Consider the following 20,111-nt stretch of genomic DNA (forward strand, 5'->3'; position numbering starts at 1 on the left):
GCCCGAGTCGCGCAGCGAATCCTCGCCATGACCGCCGCGATCTGGCACAACCGCGCCACCGGCCAACCCGTGACCAGGTCCCTGATCGCCTACGACCACTGACCCGACTTCGGACTTACTCGTCTAGGACACCGTATGGTCACGGTCGGCGATAGGCGCTCGACGGGGACCGGGTTGGACCTGTGACAATGCCGGGAGAAGTTTGCTGCGCCGTGGCGGCGATCGCGGGGTCCCACCCGTCGACGCCGGGAGAACGAGGATGGGCACATGAGTGACTGGACGGCCTTCGGACGGGTGGACGCGGACGGCACCGTGTACGTCAAGACCGCCGAGGGCGAGCGGGTGGTCGGTTCGTGGCAGGCGGGAGCACCGGAGGAGGGTCTGGCCCACTTCGCCCGGCGCTTCGCCGATCTCGTCACCGAGGTGGACCTGACTGAGGCCCGGCTCAATTCCGGGGCCGCCGACGCGGCGGGTTCGTTGAGCACGCTGCGCCGGATCCGGGCCTCGCTGCCCGAGGCACACGTCGTGGGTGACATCGACGCGCTGGCTGCCCGGTTGGACAAGCTGGTCACCGTCGCCGAGGAGAAGGCCAGCGAGGCGCGGGCCGCCAAGGACGCCGCCCGGGCCGAGGCGTTGGCCCGCAAGGTCGCGCTGGTCGAGGAGGCGGAGAAGCTGGCCGCCGAGTCGACCGGGTGGAAGACCGCCGGGGACCGGCTGAAGGAGATCCTCGACGAGTGGAAGACCATCCGCGGGGTCGACAAGAAGACCGACGGCGAGCTGTGGAAGCGGTTCGCGACCGCGCGGGACGGTTTCACCCGGCGCCGGGGGGCCCACTTCGCGGCGCTGGACACCCAGCGGAAGCAGGCCCAGGCGATCAAGGAGGAGCTGGTCACCGAGGCGGAGTCGCTCAAGGAGTCCACCGACTGGGTCTCCACGGCCAACCGGCTCAAGGAGCTGATGACGCAGTGGAAGGCCGCTCCCCGGGCCTCCAAGGAGGCGGAGCAGAAGCTCTGGGAGCGGTTCCGGGCCGCGCAGGACGCCTTCTTCACCCGGCGCAGCGAGGTCTTCTCCGCCAGGGACAACGAGCAGCGCGGGAACCTGGAGCGTAAGCAGGCCCTGCTGGCCGAGGCCGAGGCGCTCGACGTCGAGGGTGACCCCAAGGGCGCCCAGGCCAGGCTGCGGGACATCCAGGCCCAGTGGCACGAGGCCGGGCGGGTGCCGCGGGAGGCCGCTGCCGGGCTGGAGCGCCGACTGCGCGCGGTGGACGAGAAGGTACGCGAGGTGATGGACTCGGCGTGGCGCCGGACGGCGCCGGCCGACAACCCGCTGCTGGCCCAGATGCGGGACCAGGTTGCCGAAGCCGAGCAGCGACTGGCCCGGGCGCAGGCCGCCGGGGACGCCAAGCGGATCCGGGAGGCCGAGCAGGCGCTCGCCGCCAAGCGGCAGTTCCTCCAGCTGGCCGAACAGGCGAGCTGAGACACTCCACCGGATCCCCCTTCCGCCGCTGAGGCGGGAGGGGGATCCGTCTTTCTCGGCCTATCCTGCTCTCCTGACCGCTGCTCGCCGCCTTTGCTCTGCTTCAGCGGAGGAAACGACGAGCCCGGCTTGGTGTTGCCGTCGCTGAAGCAGAGCAAAGGGCGCGCGGGTGGGGCAGGGAGCGCGCGGGTCGGGCGGGGCGACGAGGAACACCGGACGTCGTCGGGCCGGCCCGACGACGCCTCCGCAACCTCGGGGACATCCGGCATTGATCGAAATGTTTACATCCAATGACGGCTGTGCTTTGATGCCGGAAAGCGCTTACCCGGGCAGTGGGCGCCAGCGTGGGAGTCACCGGAACCGACGTCACCAGGGGCAGGAGTCCGCCGCGCGGGTCCGACGGGAAACGGTGCCGAGGGCACGGCACCCCGTCGTCGACCGACGGCTGGCCCGCCAGTCCGAAGGGAAATCCACCACCATGCGCACCGCACGACGTCGTACCACACTGATCACCACCACGGCCACCGCCGGACTGCTCGTGGCCGGGGTACTCACCGCAGTCAACGCCCACGCGGCCACCGGCTGCTCGGTGAACTACGCGGTGTCCAGCCAGTGGCAGGGCGGGTTCACCGCCAACGTCACCGTCACCAACCTCGGCTCCGCCCTCTCCGGTTGGAACCTGCGCTGGTCGTTCGGCGCGGGCCAGCAGGTGACCCAGGGCTGGGGCGCGACCTTCACGCAGAGCAGCAGCCAGGTCACCGCCACCAACGTGGACTACAACCGGGACCTCGCCACCAACGGTACGGCCGCGATCGGGTTCAACGGCACCTGGAACAACTCCAGCAACCCGGTACCGGTCAGCTTCACGCTCAACGGGGTGACCTGCACCGGCGGGGTGGTACCCACCGGGAACCCGACCACCACCGCACCGCCGACCACCCCGCCACCCACCAGCGCACCGCAGACCGGACTGGTCGGCTGGGCCACCCAGAACGGCGGTACCACGGGTGGCGGCAGCGCCAGCCCGGTCACCGTGACCAGCGCCTCGGCGCTGACCTCGGCGCTCGGTTCGAGCAGCGCGGCGGTGATCCGGGTCTCCGGCACCATCTCCTGCTCCGGCATGCTGCGGGTACGGTCGAACAAGACCATCCTCGGCAACTCCGGCGCGACCATCGCCGGCTGCGGCTTCACCATCAGCGGCGACCGTAACGTCATCATCCGGAACCTGACCTTCCGGGACTGGAACGACGACGCGATCAACGTCGAGCAGTCCGCGACGAACGTCTGGGTCGACCACAACACCTTCAGCAACGGCTACGACGGCGCGGTCGACATCAAACGCGGCTCGGACTTCGTCACCGTGTCCTGGAACCGGGTCTACCACCACGACAAGTCGATGCTGCTCGGGCACAGTGACGACAACGCCAGCCAGGACGTCGGGCACCTGCGGGTGACGTACCACCACAACTGGTTCGACGGCAGCAGCCAGCGCCACCCCCGGGTACGGTTCGGCAACCCGGTGCACGTCTACAACAACTACTACAACAACAACGGTGGGTACGGCGTCGCGTCCACGATGAACGCGGGCGTCCTCGTCGAGGGCAACTACTTCGAGAACGTCGACGACCCGTTCCACCTGGGTGAGGGTTCCTCCGGGCCGGGCACCCTGGTCGCCCGGAACAACCACTTCGTCAACTCGGGCGGCGGCCAGGCCGGTGGCAGTGTGGCCGGCATCCCGTACGCGTACAGCCTGGACACCGCCAGCAACGTCAAGTCGATCGTGACCGGCGGCGCCGGCGCCGGGCGGATCTCGGTCTGACCCCGGAGGTGGGGGTTCGCCGGTCCCGGACGGACCCCCACCGCGTCGCGGTCAGTCGCAGCCGCAGGCACCGCCCGGTGCGGGTGCCGCAACCGGCGCACCCACCGTGGGCAGACCGAGCAGCACTCCAGGGGTACGCGGGGCGCGGCCGGCCTCGGCGGCGTCACCGGCCCGGGTCCGCCGGTGCGCCAGCGGCTCGCCGTCCGCGTTGAGGTGGTGCGGGGCGGCGTAGGTGACCACGGTGTGCACGATGTCGCCGGGGCGGATCCGCCCGGCCAGCGGCCCGCTGTCGACGGGGCGGCCGTCGACGCTGGCCGGCGCGGTCGCGAAGTGGACCAGGCGGCCGTCCCGGGCCCGGCCGGACATCCGGCCGGTCTGCTCGTCCTTGCGCCCCTCCCCCACGGCCACCAGCACCTCGACGGTCTCGCCGACGAGCTTCTTGTTCTCCGCCCAGGTGATCTCCTCGACGCAGGCGATCAGCCGCTCGTAGCGCTCCTGGACGACCTGCTTGGGCAACTGGTCGGGCATGGTCGCGGCCGGGGTGCCGGGGCGCTTGGAGTACTGGAAGGTGAACGCCGAGGCGAACCGGGCCTCGCGGACCACGTCCAGGGTGTGCTGGAAGTCGGCCTCGGTCTCGCCGGGGAAGCCGACGATGATGTCCGTGGTGATCGCCGCGTCCGGCATCGCCGCCCGGACCTTCTCGATGATCCCCAGGTACCGCTCGGAGCGGTACGACCGGCGCATCGCCTTCAGCACGTCGTCGGAGCCGGACTGCAACGGCATGTGCAGCGAGTGGCAGACGTTCTGCGTCTCGGCCATCGCGGCGATCACGTCGTCGGTGAAGTCCTTCGGGTGCGGGCTGGTGAACCGGACCCGCTCCAGCCCGTCGATCCCGCCGCAGGCGCGCAGCAGCTTGCCGAAGGCGTACCGGTCGCCGAACTCGACGCCGTAGGAGTTGACGTTCTGCCCGAGCAGGGTCACCTCCAGCACGCCCTCGTCGACCAGCGCGCGGACCTCGTTGAGGATGTCGCCGGGGCGGCGGTCCTTCTCCCTGCCGCGCAGCGAGGGCACGATGCAGAACGTGCAGGTGTTGTTGCAGCCGACCGAGATCGACACCCAGCCGGCGTACGTGGACTCGCGGCGGGTGGGCAGCGTGGAGGGGAACACCTCCAGCGACTCCAGGATCTCCACCTCGGCGGCCGTGTTGTGCCGGGCCCGCTCCAGCAGCACCGGCAGCGAACCGATGTTGTGGGTGCCGAAGACCACGTCCACCCAGGGGGCCTTGCGGACGATGTCGCCCCGGTCCTTCTGGGCCAGGCAGCCACCGACGGCGATCTGCATCCCGGGGTGCTTGTCCTTCACCGGGCGTAGGTGGCCGAGGTTGCCGTACAGGCGGTTGTCGGCGTTCTCGCGTACCGCACAGGTGTTGAAGACCACCACGTCGGGGTCGGCGGAGTCGGCGGCCCGGACGTATCCCGCCTGTTCGAGCAGGCCGGAGATGCGTTCCGAGTCGTGCACGTTCATCTGGCAGCCGTACGTACGCACCTGATAGGTACGCGGGCTGCCCGCTGCTGCGGTAGTCATGACCAGAACAGCGTATCCGGGTGACCGGATCACCGAAGAGGCAGAGGAGCCGTGCCATGTGCCGGAGCATCAAGACCCTGCGTGAGCCGTACACCACTGCGGTCACCGATGCCGAGATCGAGGCCGCCGCGTTGCAGTACGTCCGGAAGATCTCCGGGTTCCGGGCGCCCGCCGCGCACAACGCCGCCGCCTTCGACGCGGCGGTGGCCGCCGTGGCGGACGCGACGCGTAACCTGCTCGCCCAGCTCGTCGTGCGCGGCGGTCAGTCCGCCGCGTCGCCGGCAGCGGCCGGGACGGACTGACCGCCCGGCGCACCGGCCCCGACCGGAGCACCGCCCAGGGTCAGGCTGCGGCGAGCGCGGGGATCACCGAGTCGGGCGCCCAGCGCGAGCGGTGACACTGTGACCAGCCCCGGCAACCGGGGCTGGTCACCGTGCAGAGCCGCTGGTCGCGGAGCAGCTCGCCGTCGTCGGTGTCGGCCACGTCGAGGTGTACCGGACGGATCGTGCCGTCGGTCGCCACCAGCAGGTGCCGGGTCGCGTCGAGAGTGTCGTCCCGCAGCAGGCAGGACCGGCCGAGTCGGCGGGCCAGCGCGGCGACGGCGCGCAGCTCGACCAGCCCGTCGGGCACCCCGTAGCAGTCGACGACGGTGGGGAACTCACCGGGGACGTGCCAGACGTCGCAGAGCACGGCGTCGGCGGGCAGCCGGCCGGGGTCGGCACCCAGCGGCAGTACCGGCCGGCCGAGCGCGGCGGCGAGGGCGGGCCGGACCTCCGCGGCGGCGACCCGGTCGTCGATTCTCCAGTTCCACAGCTCGGTCATGCCGTCTCCTCGCTGCGCGCAGTCAGGGCCTCCGGAACGGGCCTCACTGATGATGGTGACGGGCGTTTCCCGCCCGGAAGGGGCAAGTTACCGGTCTGTGACCATTTCCGACAAAAAGCCGACCGGATCGGCGTCGTCGCCCCACCTGCCCGCACTCCCGGTGACCGGAAGATGACAGTTTATCGGGTACCCGGCAGGCCGCCGGCCGCCACACCGGCCGCCCCGACCGGAATCTCGACGCGGCGCCACGCGGTGCTCCCGCTCAGCGGGCCACCACGCGGTACTCCCCCGCCGGGACCAGCTCCCCGATCACCGTGCCGCCCGGCACCTCCCCGGCCACCAGCAGCCCGCCCGAGGTCTGCGCGTCAGCCAGCAGCAGCCGCTCGACCTCGTCCAGCCCACCGAAGTCGGTCCACGGCGAGACCCAGTCCAGGTTGCGCCGGCTGCCGCCGCTGACGTACCCGTCCCGGGCCGCCTCCCGGGCACCGTCCAGGTAGGGCACCCGGGCCGGATCGAGCACGGCGGTGACCCCGCTGGCCCGGGCCAGTTTCGACACGTGCCCGAGCAACCCGAACCCGGTCACGTCGGTACCGCACCGCACCCCGGCGGCCACCGCCGCCCGGGCCGCCCCGGCGTTCAGGGTGGTCATCGCCGCCACCGCCGCCGGGAAGGTCTCCCCGGTGGCCTTGTGCCGGGTGTTCAGCACCCCGACCCCGAGGGGCTTGGTCAGCGACAGCGGCATCCCGGGCCGCCCGGCGTCGAGGGTGATCAGCTCGTCGGGGCGTACCGTGCCGGTCACCGCCAGGCCGTACTTCGGGCCGTCGTCGTCCACACTGTGCCCGCCGGCCAGGTGGCAGCCGGCCAAGGCGGCCACGTCGTACCCGCCACGCAGCACCTCCCGCGCCAGCTCCAGCGGCAGCACGTCACGGGGCCAGCAGAGCAGGTTGAGCGCGACCAGCGGGGTACCGCCCATGGCGTACACGTCGGAGAGCGCGTTGGTCGCGGCGATCCGTCCCCAGTCGTACGCATCGTCCACCACCGGGGTGAAGAAGTCCGCGGTGGCGACGATGCCGGTACGCCCGTCCCACCGGACCACCGCGGCGTCGTCGCCGTGGTCCAGCCCCACCAGCAGGTCCGGGCCGCCGGTCACGCCCAGACCGGCGACCATCGCCTCCAGTTCACCGGGCGGGATCTTGCAGGCGCAGCCGCCACCCCGGGCATACCGGGTCAGACGTACCGGTTCCATCGCGCACTCCTTCGTCGGGACGGGACGACTGCCTCCATAGTGCGAGTCGTGGCCGCTTCCGGCAGGAGGGGGCCCAGAGTCCGCGACAGGTGGGCCCGGTGTTACCGCTCCGTGACCATTCGACGTGCGTTCTGACATCCTGGCCCGCCTAGAGTTGCCCCCACCAGAGGTCAAACCGACCTCACAGCATCGACAGGACGGTGGACGACGGTGTCGACGGGCGAACCGCTCATCGTGCTCGAAGCGGTCAACAAGTGGTTCGGACCGCTGCACGTACTCCACGATGTCTCGCTCTCGGTCGGCAAGGGCGAGGTCGTCGTGGTGATCGGACCGTCCGGTTCCGGCAAGTCGACGCTCTGCCGCACCATCAACCGGCTGGAGCCGATCGACTCCGGGACGATCACGTTCGACGGTCGGCCGCTGCCCGCCGAGGGCAAGGCCCTCGCCCGGCTGCGCAGCGAGGTCGGCATGGTCTTCCAGTCGTTCAACCTCTTCGCGCACAAGACGATCCTGGAGAACGTCACCCTCGGGCCGGTCAAGGTCCGCAAGGAGAAGCCGGCCGCCGCGCGGGAGCGCGCCCTGGCCCTGCTCGACCGGGTGGGCATCGCCAACCAGGCGGAGAAGTACCCGGCCCAGCTCTCCGGCGGCCAGCAGCAGCGCGCGGCGATCGCCCGCGCCCTGGCCATGCAGCCCAAGGCGCTGCTCTTCGACGAGCCCACCAGCGCGCTCGACCCTGAGATGGTCGGTGAGGTGCTGGACGTGATGACCTCGCTGGCCCGCGAGGGGATGACCATGGTCGTGGTGACCCACGAGATGGGCTTCGCCCGGCACGCGGCGAACCGGGTCATCTTCATGGCCGACGGGCAGCTCGTCGAGGACGCGCCGCCGGCCGAGTTCTTCGCCAACCCGCGCAGCGAGCGCGCCCGGGACTTCCTGTCGAAGATCCTCACCCACTAGATCCGCACGACAGGTCCAGCACCGACCATCCGACGCACCATGCGTCCGTTGTGGAGCGCGTCGCCCGGCGGGCTCCGTCGAAGAAGGAGTAGAGGAATGCGTATCAAGCGCGTAGCGGCGCTCGCCGTCGCCGCCGCCCTGTCCGTCGGGCTGGCCGCCTGCGGTGGCGACAGCGACGAGGGCACCGGCGCCGGCAGCAAGTCCTTCGCCGCCGGCAGCACCATGGAGAAGCTGAACAAGGCCCAGAAGATCAAGATCGGCACCAAGTTCGACCAGCCCGGCTTCGGCCTGAAGGGCCTGTCGGGCAAGCCGGAGGGCTTCGACGTCGAGATCGCGAAGATCATCGTCAAGGAGCTGGGCATCCCGGAGGACAAGATCGAGTGGGTGGAGACCCCGTCCAAGGTCCGTGAGGACTCGATCGTCAACGGCACCGTCGACCTGGTCGCCGCCACCTACACGATCAACGACAAGCGCAAGGAGCGGATCGCGTTCGCCGGCCCGTACTACGAGGCCGGGCAGAACATCATGGTCCGCAAGGACGACAGCTCGATCACCGGTCCGGACTCGTTCAAGGACGGCACCAAGAAGGTCTGCTCGGTCGTCGGCTCCACCCCGCTTGAGGAGATCAAGAAGCACGTCAAGGACGTCGCCACCCAGGTGGTGCCCTTCGACACGTACGACAAGTGCCGCGACGCCCTCAAGCAGGGCCAGGTGGACGCGGTCACCACGGACAACGTGATCCTGCTCGGCTACATCGCCAAGGACGAGGCGTCCTTCAAGATGGCCGGCGACAACTTCACCAAGGAGCCGTACGGCATCGGGGTGAAGAAGGAGGACGCCGCCTTCCGCACCTTCATCAACGACACGCTGGAGAAGGCGTTCGCCGACGGTAGCTGGAAGAAGGCGTGGGACAACACCGCCGGCAAGTTCGGCGCGACCCTGGGCAACCCGCCCACCGTCAACCGGTACTGACGACGAGCTGATCTGGAGGGTGGGGAGGAAGTCCGACCCGTGAATGTACTCATCGACCGGTTCGACGTTTTCGCGGGCGGCTTCTGGCTCACCTTCCAGATCTGCCTACTCGCCGCGATCGGCGCCCTGATCCTGGGCGCCGTCGTGGCGGTGCTCCGGATCTCGCCGGTGCCGCCGCTGCGGGCGGTCGGCACCGCGTACGTGACCGTCTTCCGGAACATGCCGCTGACCGTGGTCATGTTCTTCGCGGCCTTCGGGCTGCCCGCGCTCGGCTCCAACGCCGACTTCCTGCGGATCCCCCTGCTGGACCAGGTGTTCAGCCGGCTCGGCGCCGACCTGCCGTACTTCCGCTTCGCGCTCATCGCGCTGGTGCTCTACACGGCGGCGTTCGTCTGCGAGGCGCTGCGCTCCGGGGTCAACGCGGTACCACCGGGGCAGGCCGAGGCGGCCCGCTCGCTGGGGCTGACCTTCGGCCAGAACCTGCGCCACGTGGTCCTGCCGCAGTCCTGGAAGGCGTCCGTGGTGCCGCTCGGCTCGGTGATCATCGCGATGATCAAGAACTCGGCGCTGGTCGGGTTCTTCGGGGTGGCCGGTGACCTGTCCCAGTCCGCCGACCAGCTCACCTCCGCCGAGGGGTACGCCTTCATCCCCGTTGCCATCGGCATCTCGATCGGATACCTGATCATGACCGTGCCTCTCGGTGCGCTCCTCGACCGGCTGGAGAAGCGACAGGCGGTGGCCCGATGAGCCAGCAGACCAGCGTCCTCTACGACGTACCGGGGCCACGGCAGCGCCGGATCACCTTGATCAGCAGCATCCTCGCGGCGCTGCTGGTGGTCGTGGGCGGGTACTTCCTGATCTACCGCCCGCTCGACGACAACGGGCAGTTCTCGATGGACCTCTGGGGCCCGCTGGTGGACCCCTCGAACGAGAACTTCGCGCTGGTGTGGGAGCGGATCGGCGTCGGCTTCGGCAACACGCTGATCGCGGCGGCCCTGGCCATCGGCGCCTCGCTGGTGGTCGGCACGCTGCTGGCGGTCCTGCGGATCCAGCTGCGGAGCCTGACCGCCCGGCGGTTCACCGGCCTGGCCACGCCGCTGGCGTACCTGCTGCGCGGGCTGAGTACCCTGCTGGCGGTGGTCACCCGGGTCTGCGTCGAGGTGTTCCGGGGCCTGCCGGTGGTGCTCACCATCTTCTTCGTGGCCCGTGGGTTCCCCGAGTTCGGCATCTCCTTCGACACGCTGTGGTACCTGGTCATCGGCCTGACCGTCTACAACTCGGTGGTGATCGCCGAGATCCTGCGCTCCGGCATGGAGGGGCTGCCCGGTGGACAGGCCGAGGCGGCGGCGGCCGTCGGGCTCTCCCCGTTGCAGACCACCCGGTTGATCCTGCTGCCCCAGGCGTTCCGGATCATGCTGCCGGCGCTGATCAGCCAACTCGTGGTGGTCCTCAAGGACACCTCGCTCGGCTTCATCATCTCCTACGAGGAGACCCTGAACATCGGCAAGCAGATCATCGGCGCGCTGGGCAACCCGATCCAGACGTACCTGATCATCGGGGTGCTCTTCATCGTGGTGAACTACTCGCTGTCGAAGCTGGCCCAGTACGTGCAGCACCGCCTGGCCCGGGGCCGCAAGACGGCCGGTACCCCGGCCCAGAACCCGCCGCCCGCCGCGCTCACCGCGCAGGCCGAGGGCGCCGGCGGGATCTAGCTTCCGTCGCACCAGATGGTGGCCGCTCCGGTACCTCCGGGGCGGCCACCGTCGTCTCCGGGGCAGCGCGGCGATTGCATCCAGCGGTGACCGGTGCGGTAGGGCGGGCCGGTCACCCCCGAAACACCCGTCCCGATGCGTAGCCGGAGCAGCTCGACAGGCAGCGGTCCCCCGGCCCCGACCGGGGAACCCGGTGCGACGGGCGGTCGCCCTCAGCGGGCGATCTCGGTGACCCGGGACTCGCGGACCACGGTGACCCGGATCTGCCCCGGATAGGTCAGCTCCTCCTCGATCTGCTTGGCCACGTCCCGGGCGAGCACCGCCGCGCCGATGTCGTCCACGTCGTCGGGCTTGACCATCACCCGGATCTCCCGGCCCGCCTGCATGGCGAAGACCTTCTCCACGCCGAGCTTGCCGGCGGCGATCTCCTCGATCCGCTCCAGCCGCTTGACGTACGCCTCCAGGCTTTCCCGCCGCGCGCCGGGACGCCCACCGGAGCAGGCGTCCGACGCCTGGGTGAGCACCGCCTCGATGGTCTGCGGGGGTACCTCGTTGTGGTGCGCCTCGATGGCGTGCACCACCTCTTCGCTCTCGCCGTACTTGCGGGCCAGGTCGGCGCCGATGATCGCGTGGCTGCCCTCCACCTCGTGGGTGAGCGCCTTGCCGATGTCGTGCAGGAACGCGCACCGCTTGATGGTCGGCGCGTCCAGCCGCAGCTCGGCGGCCATGATCCCGGCGATGTGGGCGGTCTCCACGAGGTGCTTGAGCACGTTCTGGCCGTACGACGTCCGGTACCGCAGCCTACCGAGCAGGCTGACCAGCTCGGGGTGGATCTCGGTGATCCCGACCTCGACCAGCGCGTCCTCCGCCGCGCGCTGGCAGAGCTGCTCCACCTCCTGCCGGGCGAGGTCGTAGACCTCCTCGATCCGGTGCGGGTGGATGCGCCCGTCGAGGACCAGCTTCTCCAGGGTGAGCCGACCGACCTCGCGGCGGACCGGGTCGAAGCAGGAGAGCAGTACCGCCTCCGGCGTGTCGTCGATGATCAGGTTGACCCCGGTGACCGACTCGAAGGCGCGGATGTTGCGCCCCTCCCGGCCGATGATCCGGCCCTTCATCTCGTCCCCGGGCAGGTGCAGCACGCTGACCACGCTCTCGGCGGTCTGCTCGCTGGCGACCCGCTGGATGGCGTCCACCACGATGTGCCGGGCCCGCTGGTCGGCGGTCTCCCGGGCGTCCGACTCGATGTCCCGGACCAGCAGCGCGGCCTCCCGCTTGGCCTGGGTCTCGATCGACTCGATCAGTTCGCTGCGGGCGGCGTCGGCGGTCAGCCCGGCGATCCGCTCCAGCTCGCGGCGGCGCTGCTGCTCCGCCTCGGCCAGCGCCGTCTCCCGCTCGGCCAGGGCCGCCTCGCGGGCGGCCAGCGCGGCGTTCGCGGCGGTCAGCTGCCGCTCCCGCTCGGCGAGCCGCTCGACCTCCTCGGTGTGCAGCCGTTCCCGCTCGTCCATCCGCTGGGCCCGCCGCTCCACCTCGACGGCCTGTTCCCGGGTGGTGGACGCGAGTAGCGCCACCTCCCGTTCCCCGCTGCGCCGGGCGGCGGCCCGGACCTCCTCGGCGTCCGCCTCGGCCTGCCGGTGCGCCCGTTCCAGGACGGTGTCCGCCTCGACCCGGGCGGCCTCCAGTACCCGCTTGGCCTCAGCCCGGGCCGCGTTCGCCTCCGCTTTGGCGGCAGCCGCCTCGGCCCGCGCCGCAGCGGCGGCGGACTTCGCCACGTCGACCGTGGAGTTCGCCTCGTCGGCTGCGGACCGCAGCGCCGCCAGGGACTGCTCCTGCCGGTCCTTCTCGGCGATGAAGGCCGGGTCCTCGGGCAGCGGGGCACTCGGCATGGTGCGGATCTGCCGTAGCGTCCGCGCGCCGACGACGACCGCTCCGACGACGACGACCGCCAGCAGGACCACCACCGCGAGCATCGCCACATCGAACGCGCTCATGCCGTTACCCCACCCGGCCATGCACCGTTACTGATGTCGACCCACCCGGTCATGGGCGCCTCCCCTCCACCATCCGCGCCGAAGCGCGCCCTGCGGCTGTAGTCGCCCGACCAAGGCGGCTGGCCGTGGGTAGGTGCCCGCAGGCGACGTCGAGGACGTCACCCGCAGCCGGGTGCAGTTGTCACGTGAACAACGGACCGGCCTGTCCGGGCTCACGCCAAGGGCCACTGAGCTGGCCAAAGTGTTGCCGTACTGTTATGCGATCTATGTTGTGTGCTTAGCCTGCAATGGTCGGGCAAATTCAGCCTGTATGGCGAGGCTAGGTCGCGGGGGCCGTTCGGTCAAGAACTCATGATCGAATAGGGGTGGAAACACACCGCCAACGCTCCCTCACCCAGGGTGCCGGAAAACTTCGCAGACGACCAGAAATGGTCCGCGTCGAGCGACGACCCGCCGAACAGCCGCGTGGCAGGGACCGTACCGCGGGGCCGGGACAGCGCCCCCGCCGCACGGTGGAGGCCGCGCCGCGAGGCCGGCACAGCACCCCGGATCGGGGCGGCGTCGCTACCGCTCCGGCGGCTCCCCCTCGGCGTCCGCCAACGCGTCCGCGTCGATCTGGGCGGCGAACTCGGCCGCCTCGGCGCTCTGCGCCGCAAGCGCGTCCCGTACCGCCCGGATGGCCACCCCGGGCGGGTAACCCTTGCGGGCCAGCATGGCCACCAAGCGACGGAAGACCGCGTCCGGCTCCCCCCGGGCACTGCGGAGCTTACGGTCGACCAGCGCCCGGGCGGTCTCCGCCTCGGTCTCTTCGTCCAGCTCACCGAGGGCCTCGCTGGCGACCTCCCCGTCGACCCCCCGTCGGCGCAGCTCGTTGGCGAGCGCCCGGCGGGCCAGCCCCCGGCCGGTGTGCCGGCTGGTCACCCAGGCCCGGGCAAAGGCGGCGTCGTCGATGATGCCGACCTCGTCGTAACGGTCGAGGACCTGCGCGGCGACCTCCTCGGAGATCCCCCGTCGGGCCAACGCGGCTGCCAGCTCGGCACGGGTACGCGGTCGGACCGCGAGCTGCCGCAGGCAGATCTCCCGGGCCGCCTCCGCCTCGTCCCGGGGGGACGCCACCGGTGCCCCCGGGGCCACCCCGTCGAACACCGCCCCGTCGGCACCGCCCGGACGCCGGCCCCGGCTGGCGGCTACCGCCCCGGTCCCGTCCGACGTCGTCCCGTCCGACGTCGTCTCGCCGGACGTCGTTCGGTCGGCGCTCCGTCGGGACCGACGCGCGCCGGTGCCACCCGCAGCGGGTGGCGAAGCATCCCAGCCCCGCCCCGTGCGGGCACCCCGTCGACCCACCACCGTCGTGCGACCGGTCAGAAGTCGACCGGCGGCAGCTCAGGGCCACCGGCAGCGTCGCCGGCACCCACACCCACGCCGAGCTTCTCCAGGATCTTCTTCTCGATCTCGGCCGCCACGTCCGGGTTCTCCCGGAGGAACTCGCGGGCCTTCTCCTTGCCCTGGCCCAGCTGGTCGCCCTCGTAGGTGTACCAGGCGCCGGACTTGCGGATGATCGCCTGCTCCACACCGACGTCGATCAGCGACCCCTCGCGGGAGATGCCCTTGCCGTACATGATGTCGAACTCGGCCTGCTTGAACGGCGCGGCGACCTTGTTCTTCACGACCTTGACCCGGGTCCGGTTACCGACCACGTCGGTGCCGTCCTTGAGGCTCTCGATGCGCCGGACGTCCAGCCGGACCGAGGCGTAGAACTTCAGCGCCCGACCACCGGTCGTGGTCTCCGGGCTGCCGAACATCACGCCGATCTTCTCGCGGAGCTGGTTGATGAAGATCGCGGTCGTCCCGGTGTTGTTGAGCACACCGGTGATCTTCCGCAGCGCCTGGCTCATCAGCCGGGCCTGGAGACCGACGTGACTGTCACCCATCTCGCCCTCGATCTCGGCCCGGGGCACCAGGGCGGCCACCGAGTCGATCACGATGATGTCGAGCGCACCGGAGCGGACCAGCATGTCCGCGATCTCCAAGGCCTGCTCGCCGGTGTCCGGCTGGGAGACCAACAGCGCGTCGGTGTCCACGCCGAGCGCCTTGGCGTACTCCGGGTCGAGCGCGTGCTCCGCGTCGATGAAGCCGGCGATCCCGCCGGCCCGCTGCGCGTTGGCCACCGCGTGCAGGGCCACGGTGGTCTTACCGCTGGACTCCGGCCCGTAGATCTCGACGACCCGGCCCCGGGGCAGACCGCCCACGCCGAGCGCCACGTCGAGCGCGATGGAGCCGGTCGGGATGACGGCGGTCTGGATGACCGGCCGCTCACCCAGCCGCATCACCGAGCCCTTGCCGAACTGCTTGTCGATCTGCGCGAGAGCGAGGTCGAGTGCCTTCTCCCGGTCAGGCGCTGCCGCCATGGTTGCCACCCCTGCCTTCGCCGGCGTCTTTGCTGAGCTTCTAGTCACGCGGGACACGCTAGGCGCTGGGTCCGACAGAAAACCAGCCGGCCGGCCCTGACCTGTGGACGAGTGCCCCGCTGTGGACAATAGCCGAACAGGTGTACGACAGCGAAAGCGACACGCGCAACGCAGGAAACCGCAGCTCAGCGCAGTCGGGTCGGCACCCGGTCCGGGTACGCCGCGCACACGGCCCGCCACACCACGTGCGTCTCCTCACCCGCGGCGAGCGCCTGCTCGACGGTCCGTCCACCGAGCTGCGCGAGCACCTGGTCGCTGGCGACGCTGACCGCGTACCCCGGTCCGAACGCCTCCTCCAGCCGCTGCCAGAAGTCGGTCAACCGCACCGTGCGTCCTCCCTCGTCACCCGGCGGCCGGAACCTGTCCCGCCGGCACCGGCCGCAACGCTAGCGCCACCAGGGGTACCACGGCGAGCGCGGCGAGCAGGTTCAGCACCGGGTAACCGGCGTACTCCACGACGAACCCGCTGAGCGCCCCGGCGGAGGCACCGGCCAGGCCCATGGTCAGGTCGGACAACCCCTGCACGGTGGGGCGCACCTCGACCGGTACCGACTCCGACAGCAGGGTCGAGCCGGCCACCATCGTCCCGGACCAGCCCAGCCCCAGCAGCACCAGACCGACCGAGAGCCGGACGGTGTCGTACCCGGCGGTGCCGGAGACCGCGCAGGCGGCCAGCAGGACCGCGACCCCACCGAGCACCACCGGGCGCCGGCCGTACCGGTCGGTCAGCCAGCCGACCACCGGGGAGAGCGCGTACATGCCGGCGATGTGCAGGCTGAGCACGATCCCGACCACCTTGAGCACGTCGGCGTCGCCGTGCGACTCGCCCAGGTGCACCGGGGTCATCGCCATCACCGCGACCATCACCAGGTGGCCCACCGCCACGGCGGCGATGCCGAGCCGGGCCGCCGGCCGGGCCAGCACCACCCGCAACGCGGCGAGCATCCCGTCCCGCCCGGGCTTGCGTACCCCGTCGGGCGCCGACCCGGCAGCGGCGTCGGCGTCGGCGTCGGCGTCGGCGTCGGCCGGATCCTCGACCGTCGGCGCGACCAGCCGACGCGCGGTGAGCAGCGGATCGGGCCGGAGCAGCAGGAAGATCGCGGTGGCCGCGAGCAGGAACGCGACGGTGCTGAACGCGAACGGCCCGGCCAACGGCGGCAGACCGATCCCGCTGGTCACCTCGTCGGCCAGGGTGGCGAAGTTGGGCGCGGCCACCGCGCCGATCGTGGTCGCCCAGACCACCAGGGAGAGCTGACGACCCCGGTGGGCCGGCTCGGCCAGGTCGACCGCGGTGTACCGGGCCTGGAGGTTGGCGGCGGTCCCCCCGCCGAAGAGGGCCATGCCGAGGAAGAGCAGCCACACCACGTCGGCCGTGGCGGCGAGGACCACCAGCACCCCGCCGAGCGCGCCGGCCAGGTACGCCAGCACCAGACCGGGCCGTCGGCCGTGCCGGGCCATGATCCGGGTGACCGGTACCGCCAGCAGCGCCCCGCCGACCACGGCGGCGCTGCTGGCCAGGCCGGAGACCGCGGTACCCGCGATCCGGGTGGCCAGCAGCGCGCCCACCGTGACCCCGATGGTGAGACCGATGCCACCGATGATCTGGGTGACGAAGAGCAGGCGCAGCGTACGCCGCTGGATCGGCGCGACGTCGAGCCGGGCACCGGCCGGCGTGGTCAGATCGGTGGCCATCCGGGCTCCTGGGGAAAGGGACGGGAGAGGGTCCATCCTCGCCTACCGGGGGCACCCCGGGGCACCCCTGTTTCCCGGGCGGTGACGCGGCTCTCGGATCGCCCGGATGGCGTCAGAGGCCCAGCCCCCGACCGATGATCTCCTTCATGATCTCGGTGGTACCGCCGTAGATGGTCTGCACCCGCCCGTCCAGCCAGGCCCGGGCCACCGGGTACTCCAGCATGTAGCCGTACCCGCCGTGCAGCTGCACGCACCGGTCGGCGACCCGGTTCTGCAACTCGGTGGTCCACCACTTCGCCTTGGCCGCGTCGGTCACCGACAGCCGGCCGGCGTTGTACTCGGCCACACAGTGGTTGACGAAGGTGCGGGCGATGGTCACCTCGGTGTCCAGCTCGGCCAGCAGGAAACGGTTGTGCTGGAAGGAGCCGACCGGTCGACCGAACGCCTCCCGGCTGCGGGCGTAGTCGAGGGTCACCGCGAGCAGCCGCTCCGCGGCGGCCACCGCCGAGACGGCGATGCTCAGCCGTTCCCGGGGCAGGTTGCCCATCAGGTGGTAGAACCCCTGGTTCTCCACCCCGACCAGGTTCCCCACCGGCACCCGGCAGTCGTCGAAGAACAGCTCGGCGGTGTCGTTGGCCTTCAGGCCGACCTTGGCCAGCCGCCGCCCCCGGGTGAAGCCCGGGGTACCGGTCTGCACCGCGATCAGGCTCACCCCGTGGGCACCCTGTTCCGGGGCGGTCTTGGCCACCACCAGGACGAGATCGGCCAGTTCGCCGTTGGTGATGAAGGTCTTCTGGCCGTTGAGCACCCACTCGTCGCCGTCCCGGACCGCGCTGGTGCGTACCCCGGCCAGGTCGGAACCGGCGCCCGGCTCGCTCATCGCGATCGCGGTGACCAGCTCCCCGGAGCAGAAGCCGGGCAGCCAGCGGGCCCGCTGCTCCTCGGTGGTCAGATCGGTCAGGTACGGCGCCACCACGTCGTTGTGCAGGCCGAACCCGAGCCCGGAACAACCGCTGGCGACGATCTCCTCGACCAGTACCGCGTTGAACCGGAAGTCCCGCTGCCCGCCCCCGCCGTACGCCTCGTCGACGTCCGTACCGAGCAGGCCGGCGGCCCCGGCGGCCCGCCAGACGGCGCGGTCGACGATCCCGTCGGCCTCCCACCGGTCGTGGTGCGGTACCGCCTCCCGGGCCAGGAACTCCCGGCAGAGGTCCCGGAACTCCTCGTGCACCGGTTCGTAGAGATGCTGCTCCATGCCGGCCAGTGTGACACCGCCGGGCGGTAAGGAAGGGCCCCCGCTTAACGCTTTCGGTATAGGAAGGGCCCCTACTTAACAACCTCGACCCGTGATCACTTCAGGGCCCGGGCCACCACGGTGAGATCGGCGACCAGCCCTTCGTACGCCTTGTCCTGGTCGTCGGCGCGGAGCACGGCGGACGGGTGGATCGTGGCGAGCAGCCGGGCGGGCGGGGCGTCGGCGCGTTTGCCGGCGGCATCGACCGGGACGCGGGTGAAGTCCTCGGGGTGCTGGGCGGAGGCGGGCCACGGCATCAGCTCACCCCGCGACCGGGTGACCCGGAAGGTCGGGCCGAGCAGCGCCTTGGCCGCGGTCGCCCCGAGTACCACCACGATCTCCGGGTGGAGCTGGGCGAATTCGGCGACCAGCCAGGGCCGGCAGGCGACGATGTGCACCCGGTCGGGCGTCTGGTGGATCCGGCGCTTGCCGCGCAGTTCGAAACGGAAGTGCTTGACGGCGTTGGTGAGGTAGATGTGTGCGGGGTCGAGACCGGCGTCGTCGACCGCCCTGCGCAGCAACCGGCCGGCCGGGCCGACGAACGGCAGCCCCTTCTGGTCCTCCATGTCGCCCGGCTGCTCACCGACGAAGACCAGCCGGGCGTGTGCGTCACCGCGACCGAAGACGGTCTGCGAGGCGGGTCCGTGCAGTTCACAGCCACGGCAGCCGGCAGCGGCGGCGCGCAGCGCGTCGAGGGAGTCCGCGTCCGGCGGGATGAACTGCTGCGCACCGGGGGCGGTGTCGGTCTTGTCGGTCATGGCGATCTTTCTACCCGCAGACCCACCGCCCACGCGGGTAACCCGGTCCGGCGCGTTCCGCAGTAACCCGGCCGGCGCCTTCCGCGTCACCCGGCCCGGCGCCTTCCGCGTCACCCGGCCCGGCGCCTTCCGCGTCACCCGATCCGGGTGTTCCGCGTCAACCCGGTCCGGGTGTTAACAAGGGGCCCTTCCTCTACCGAAAGCGTTAACCGGGGGCCCTTCCTTACCTCCCCTCGCCTACATTTTGAAGGTGTCGGGGATGGCGGGGCCGACGGCGCGGGCCACCGCTGCGGCGAGCGGGGCGATCCCGGGCGGGTCGAGCCGGCTGACGGTGATCCGGATCCCGGGTGGGGCGTCCAGCCGGTGCAGGACACCGGGTGACACGGCGTACCCGGCGTCCCGCAGCGAGGTGACCGCCCGGGTCTCGTCGGGTACCGGCACCCAGACGTTGATGCCGGTCCGGCCGTGTCCGGTGATCCCGTACCCGGCGAACGCGGCCAGCAGTGCCTGCCGTCGACCGTCGTAGTCGGTGCGGGCCCGGTCGAGCAGGTCGGTGGTGGCCCGGTCCTGCCAGAGCCGCAGCACCAGTTCCTGGAGGACGGTGGAGATCCAGCCGGTGCCGAGCCGCATCCGACCGGCGACCCGGCCGACCGTCGCCTCGTCGCCGCTGAGCACGGCCAACCGCAGGTCTGGGCCGAAAGGTTTGCTCGTCGAGCGGACGAAGGCCCAGGTGGGGGTCACCCCGACGAGCGGGTGCAGGGGTACGGCGGCCAGTTCGGCGGCGTGGTCGTCCTCGATCAGCAGCAGGTGGGGGTGACCGGCGAGCAGGGTACGCAGCGCGCCGGCCCGGGCAGCCGACACGGCGGCGCCGGTCGGGTTCTGCGCCCGGCTGGTCACGATCAGCGCCCGGATCCCGGCGGCGAGGGCCGCGCGTACGCCGGTCTCGGTGGGGCCGTCGTCGTCGACCGGTACGGCCATCGGCCGCAGCCCGAGGGCGGCGACCAGGTCGAGCAGGTTGGGCCAGCCGGGGTCCTCCACGCCGACCGGGTCACCGGGGCGCAGGTGGGCGGTGAGCAGGCGTTCGATGCCGTCGAGCGCGCCGGCGGTGAGGGTCAGCGCGGTGGCCGGTACGCCGTCGGCGGTGAGCCGTTCCCGGGCGGCGTCGGCGAGTGCGGGCAGGACGGCGGCCCGGGCGTACCCGGTCGGGGTGTCGGCCCGGGCGGCGAGGGCGGCCAGGTGCGGCGCGACCGGCGGGAGGAGCCGGCGGTCCGGTCCTCCGGTGGAGAGGTCGAGCCCGTCGGGTGGCGGGGGCGGGCGCAGCAC

18 protein-coding genes and 1 pseudogene are annotated in these 20,111 nt (G+C 71.3%); 8 read left to right on the plus strand and 11 right to left on the minus strand.

What is annotated here, in order from left to right; translation table 11 throughout:
- The 3 genes and pseudogenes from GSF22_RS34745 to GSF22_RS14225 all read left to right on the plus strand — a co-directional run.
- A pseudogene (locus tag GSF22_RS34745) lies at positions 1-102 on the plus strand (IS982 family transposase); the annotation flags it as partial.
- Positions 103-267: 165 nt separating this feature from the next.
- Complete coding sequence (locus GSF22_RS14220) at positions 268-1,476, plus strand: DUF349 domain-containing protein (protein ID WP_208814041.1); 1,209 nt, start codon at positions 268-270, stop codon at positions 1,474-1,476.
- Between the two features lie 478 nt (positions 1,477-1,954).
- Positions 1,955-3,295: a pectate lyase family protein gene (locus GSF22_RS14225; protein ID WP_208814042.1), complete on the plus strand. Its 1,341-nt coding sequence runs from the start codon at positions 1,955-1,957 to the stop codon at positions 3,293-3,295.
- A 51-nt stretch (positions 3,296-3,346) separates the two neighbouring features.
- Here the strand turns inward: GSF22_RS14225 and miaB are convergent, their stop codons facing one another.
- Complete coding sequence (miaB, locus tag GSF22_RS14230; protein ID WP_208814043.1) at positions 3,347-4,879, minus strand: tRNA (N6-isopentenyl adenosine(37)-C2)-methylthiotransferase MiaB; 1,533 nt, start codon at positions 4,877-4,879, stop codon at positions 3,347-3,349.
- A gap of 56 nt (positions 4,880-4,935) precedes the next feature.
- Between miaB and GSF22_RS14235 the strand changes: the two genes are divergently transcribed.
- The gene (locus GSF22_RS14235; RefSeq protein WP_208814044.1) at positions 4,936-5,181 is read left to right on the plus strand and encodes a DUF2277 family protein; all 246 of its coding nucleotides are present in this window, start codon (positions 4,936-4,938) and stop codon (positions 5,179-5,181) included.
- 40 nt (positions 5,182-5,221) lie between these two features.
- On the opposite strand, the gene GSF22_RS14240 is transcribed toward GSF22_RS14235, so the two are convergent.
- The gene (locus tag GSF22_RS14240) at positions 5,222-5,701 is read right to left on the minus strand and encodes a hypothetical protein (protein ID WP_208814045.1); all 480 of its coding nucleotides are present in this window, start codon (positions 5,699-5,701) and stop codon (positions 5,222-5,224) included.
- Between the two features lie 262 nt (positions 5,702-5,963).
- Positions 5,964-6,947, minus strand: a complete 984-nt coding sequence (gene selD / locus GSF22_RS14245) for a selenide, water dikinase SelD (protein ID WP_208814046.1) — start codon at positions 6,945-6,947, stop codon at positions 5,964-5,966.
- A gap of 210 nt (positions 6,948-7,157) precedes the next feature.
- Here selD and GSF22_RS14250 point away from each other — a divergent pair, with 210 nt between their 5' ends.
- The 4 genes from GSF22_RS14250 (at position 7,158) to GSF22_RS14265 (ending at position 10,588) form a co-directional block, all read left to right on the plus strand.
- Positions 7,158-7,904 carry an amino acid ABC transporter ATP-binding protein gene (locus GSF22_RS14250; protein WP_208814047.1) on the plus strand — a complete coding sequence of 249 codons (747 nt, stop codon included), beginning with the start codon at positions 7,158-7,160 and terminating at the stop codon, positions 7,902-7,904.
- 96 nt (positions 7,905-8,000) lie between these two features.
- Positions 8,001-8,876 (plus strand): glutamate ABC transporter substrate-binding protein, encoded by an 876-nt coding sequence (locus GSF22_RS14255; protein WP_208814048.1) that lies wholly within the window; start codon positions 8,001-8,003, stop codon positions 8,874-8,876.
- A 39-nt stretch (positions 8,877-8,915) separates the two neighbouring features.
- Positions 8,916-9,623, plus strand: coding sequence for an amino acid ABC transporter permease (locus GSF22_RS14260; protein WP_208814049.1), 708 nt, complete (start codon positions 8,916-8,918; stop codon positions 9,621-9,623).
- The gene (locus GSF22_RS14265; RefSeq protein WP_208814050.1) at positions 9,620-10,588 is read left to right on the plus strand and encodes an amino acid ABC transporter permease; all 969 of its coding nucleotides are present in this window, start codon (positions 9,620-9,622) and stop codon (positions 10,586-10,588) included. Before GSF22_RS14260 ends, GSF22_RS14265 begins: the two co-directional genes overlap by 4 nt.
- A 212-nt stretch (positions 10,589-10,800) precedes the next feature.
- Here GSF22_RS14265 and rny read toward each other — a convergent pair whose 3' ends face one another.
- From rny to GSF22_RS14305, 8 genes are all read right to left on the minus strand, one after another.
- Complete coding sequence (gene rny, locus GSF22_RS14270; protein WP_208814051.1) at positions 10,801-12,576, minus strand: ribonuclease Y; 1,776 nt, start codon at positions 12,574-12,576, stop codon at positions 10,801-10,803.
- Between the two features lie 564 nt (positions 12,577-13,140).
- Positions 13,141-13,920, minus strand: coding sequence for a regulatory protein RecX (locus tag GSF22_RS14275; protein ID WP_208814052.1), 780 nt, complete (start codon positions 13,918-13,920; stop codon positions 13,141-13,143).
- Positions 13,921-13,937: 17 nt separating this feature from the next.
- Positions 13,938-14,984, minus strand: a complete 1,047-nt coding sequence (recA, locus tag GSF22_RS14280; RefSeq protein WP_208814053.1) for a recombinase RecA — start codon at positions 14,982-14,984, stop codon at positions 13,938-13,940.
- A 185-nt stretch (positions 14,985-15,169) separates the two neighbouring features.
- Complete coding sequence (locus GSF22_RS14285; RefSeq protein ID WP_208814054.1) at positions 15,170-15,370, minus strand: DUF3046 domain-containing protein; 201 nt, start codon at positions 15,368-15,370, stop codon at positions 15,170-15,172.
- Between the two features lie 16 nt (positions 15,371-15,386).
- Complete coding sequence (locus GSF22_RS14290) at positions 15,387-16,736, minus strand: MFS transporter (RefSeq protein WP_208814055.1); 1,350 nt, start codon at positions 16,734-16,736, stop codon at positions 15,387-15,389.
- A gap of 112 nt (positions 16,737-16,848) precedes the next feature.
- The gene (locus GSF22_RS14295) at positions 16,849-17,991 is read right to left on the minus strand and encodes an acyl-CoA dehydrogenase family protein (protein ID WP_208814056.1); all 1,143 of its coding nucleotides are present in this window, start codon (positions 17,989-17,991) and stop codon (positions 16,849-16,851) included.
- Between the two features lie 95 nt (positions 17,992-18,086).
- The gene (locus tag GSF22_RS14300) at positions 18,087-18,788 is read right to left on the minus strand and encodes a UdgX family uracil-DNA binding protein (RefSeq protein WP_208814057.1); all 702 of its coding nucleotides are present in this window, start codon (positions 18,786-18,788) and stop codon (positions 18,087-18,089) included.
- A gap of 237 nt (positions 18,789-19,025) precedes the next feature.
- On the minus strand, positions 19,026-20,111 hold a 1,086-nt coding region (locus GSF22_RS14305), incomplete at its 5' end, for an aminotransferase class I/II-fold pyridoxal phosphate-dependent enzyme (RefSeq protein ID WP_208814058.1).

The organism is Micromonospora echinofusca (assembly GCF_017614955.1).
GTDB lineage: Bacteria > Actinomycetota > Actinomycetes > Mycobacteriales > Micromonosporaceae > Micromonospora > Micromonospora echinofusca_A.

What these genes read in the sequence shown, in the direction of transcription:
- GSF22_RS14295 (WP_208814056.1), bottom strand. Translation starts at nt 17,991, where the DNA reads ATGGAGCAGCATCTCTACGAACCGGTGCACGAGGAGTTCCGGGACCTC.
- GSF22_RS14290 (WP_208814055.1), bottom strand. Translation starts at nt 16,736, where the DNA reads ATGGCCACCGATCTGACCACGCCGGCCGGTGCCCGGCTCGACGTCGCG.
- rny (WP_208814051.1), bottom strand. Translation starts at nt 12,576, where the DNA reads ATGAGCGCGTTCGATGTGGCGATGCTCGCGGTGGTGGTCCTGCTGGCG.
- GSF22_RS14255 (WP_208814048.1), top strand. Translation starts at nt 8,001, where the DNA reads ATGCGTATCAAGCGCGTAGCGGCGCTCGCCGTCGCCGCCGCCCTGTCC.
- GSF22_RS14300 (WP_208814057.1), bottom strand. Translation starts at nt 18,788, where the DNA reads ATGACCGACAAGACCGACACCGCCCCCGGTGCGCAGCAGTTCATCCCG.
- selD (WP_208814046.1), bottom strand. Translation starts at nt 6,947, where the DNA reads ATGGAACCGGTACGTCTGACCCGGTATGCCCGGGGTGGCGGCTGCGCC.
- GSF22_RS14225 (WP_208814042.1), top strand. Translation starts at nt 1,955, where the DNA reads ATGCGCACCGCACGACGTCGTACCACACTGATCACCACCACGGCCACC.
- recA (WP_208814053.1), bottom strand. Translation starts at nt 14,984, where the DNA reads ATGGCGGCAGCGCCTGACCGGGAGAAGGCACTCGACCTCGCTCTCGCG.
- miaB (WP_208814043.1), bottom strand. Translation starts at nt 4,879, where the DNA reads ATGACTACCGCAGCAGCGGGCAGCCCGCGTACCTATCAGGTGCGTACG.
- GSF22_RS14220 (WP_208814041.1), top strand. Translation starts at nt 268, where the DNA reads ATGAGTGACTGGACGGCCTTCGGACGGGTGGACGCGGACGGCACCGTG.
- GSF22_RS14235 (WP_208814044.1), top strand. Translation starts at nt 4,936, where the DNA reads ATGTGCCGGAGCATCAAGACCCTGCGTGAGCCGTACACCACTGCGGTC.
- GSF22_RS14265 (WP_208814050.1), top strand. Translation starts at nt 9,620, where the DNA reads ATGAGCCAGCAGACCAGCGTCCTCTACGACGTACCGGGGCCACGGCAG.
- GSF22_RS14240 (WP_208814045.1), bottom strand. Translation starts at nt 5,701, where the DNA reads ATGACCGAGCTGTGGAACTGGAGAATCGACGACCGGGTCGCCGCCGCG.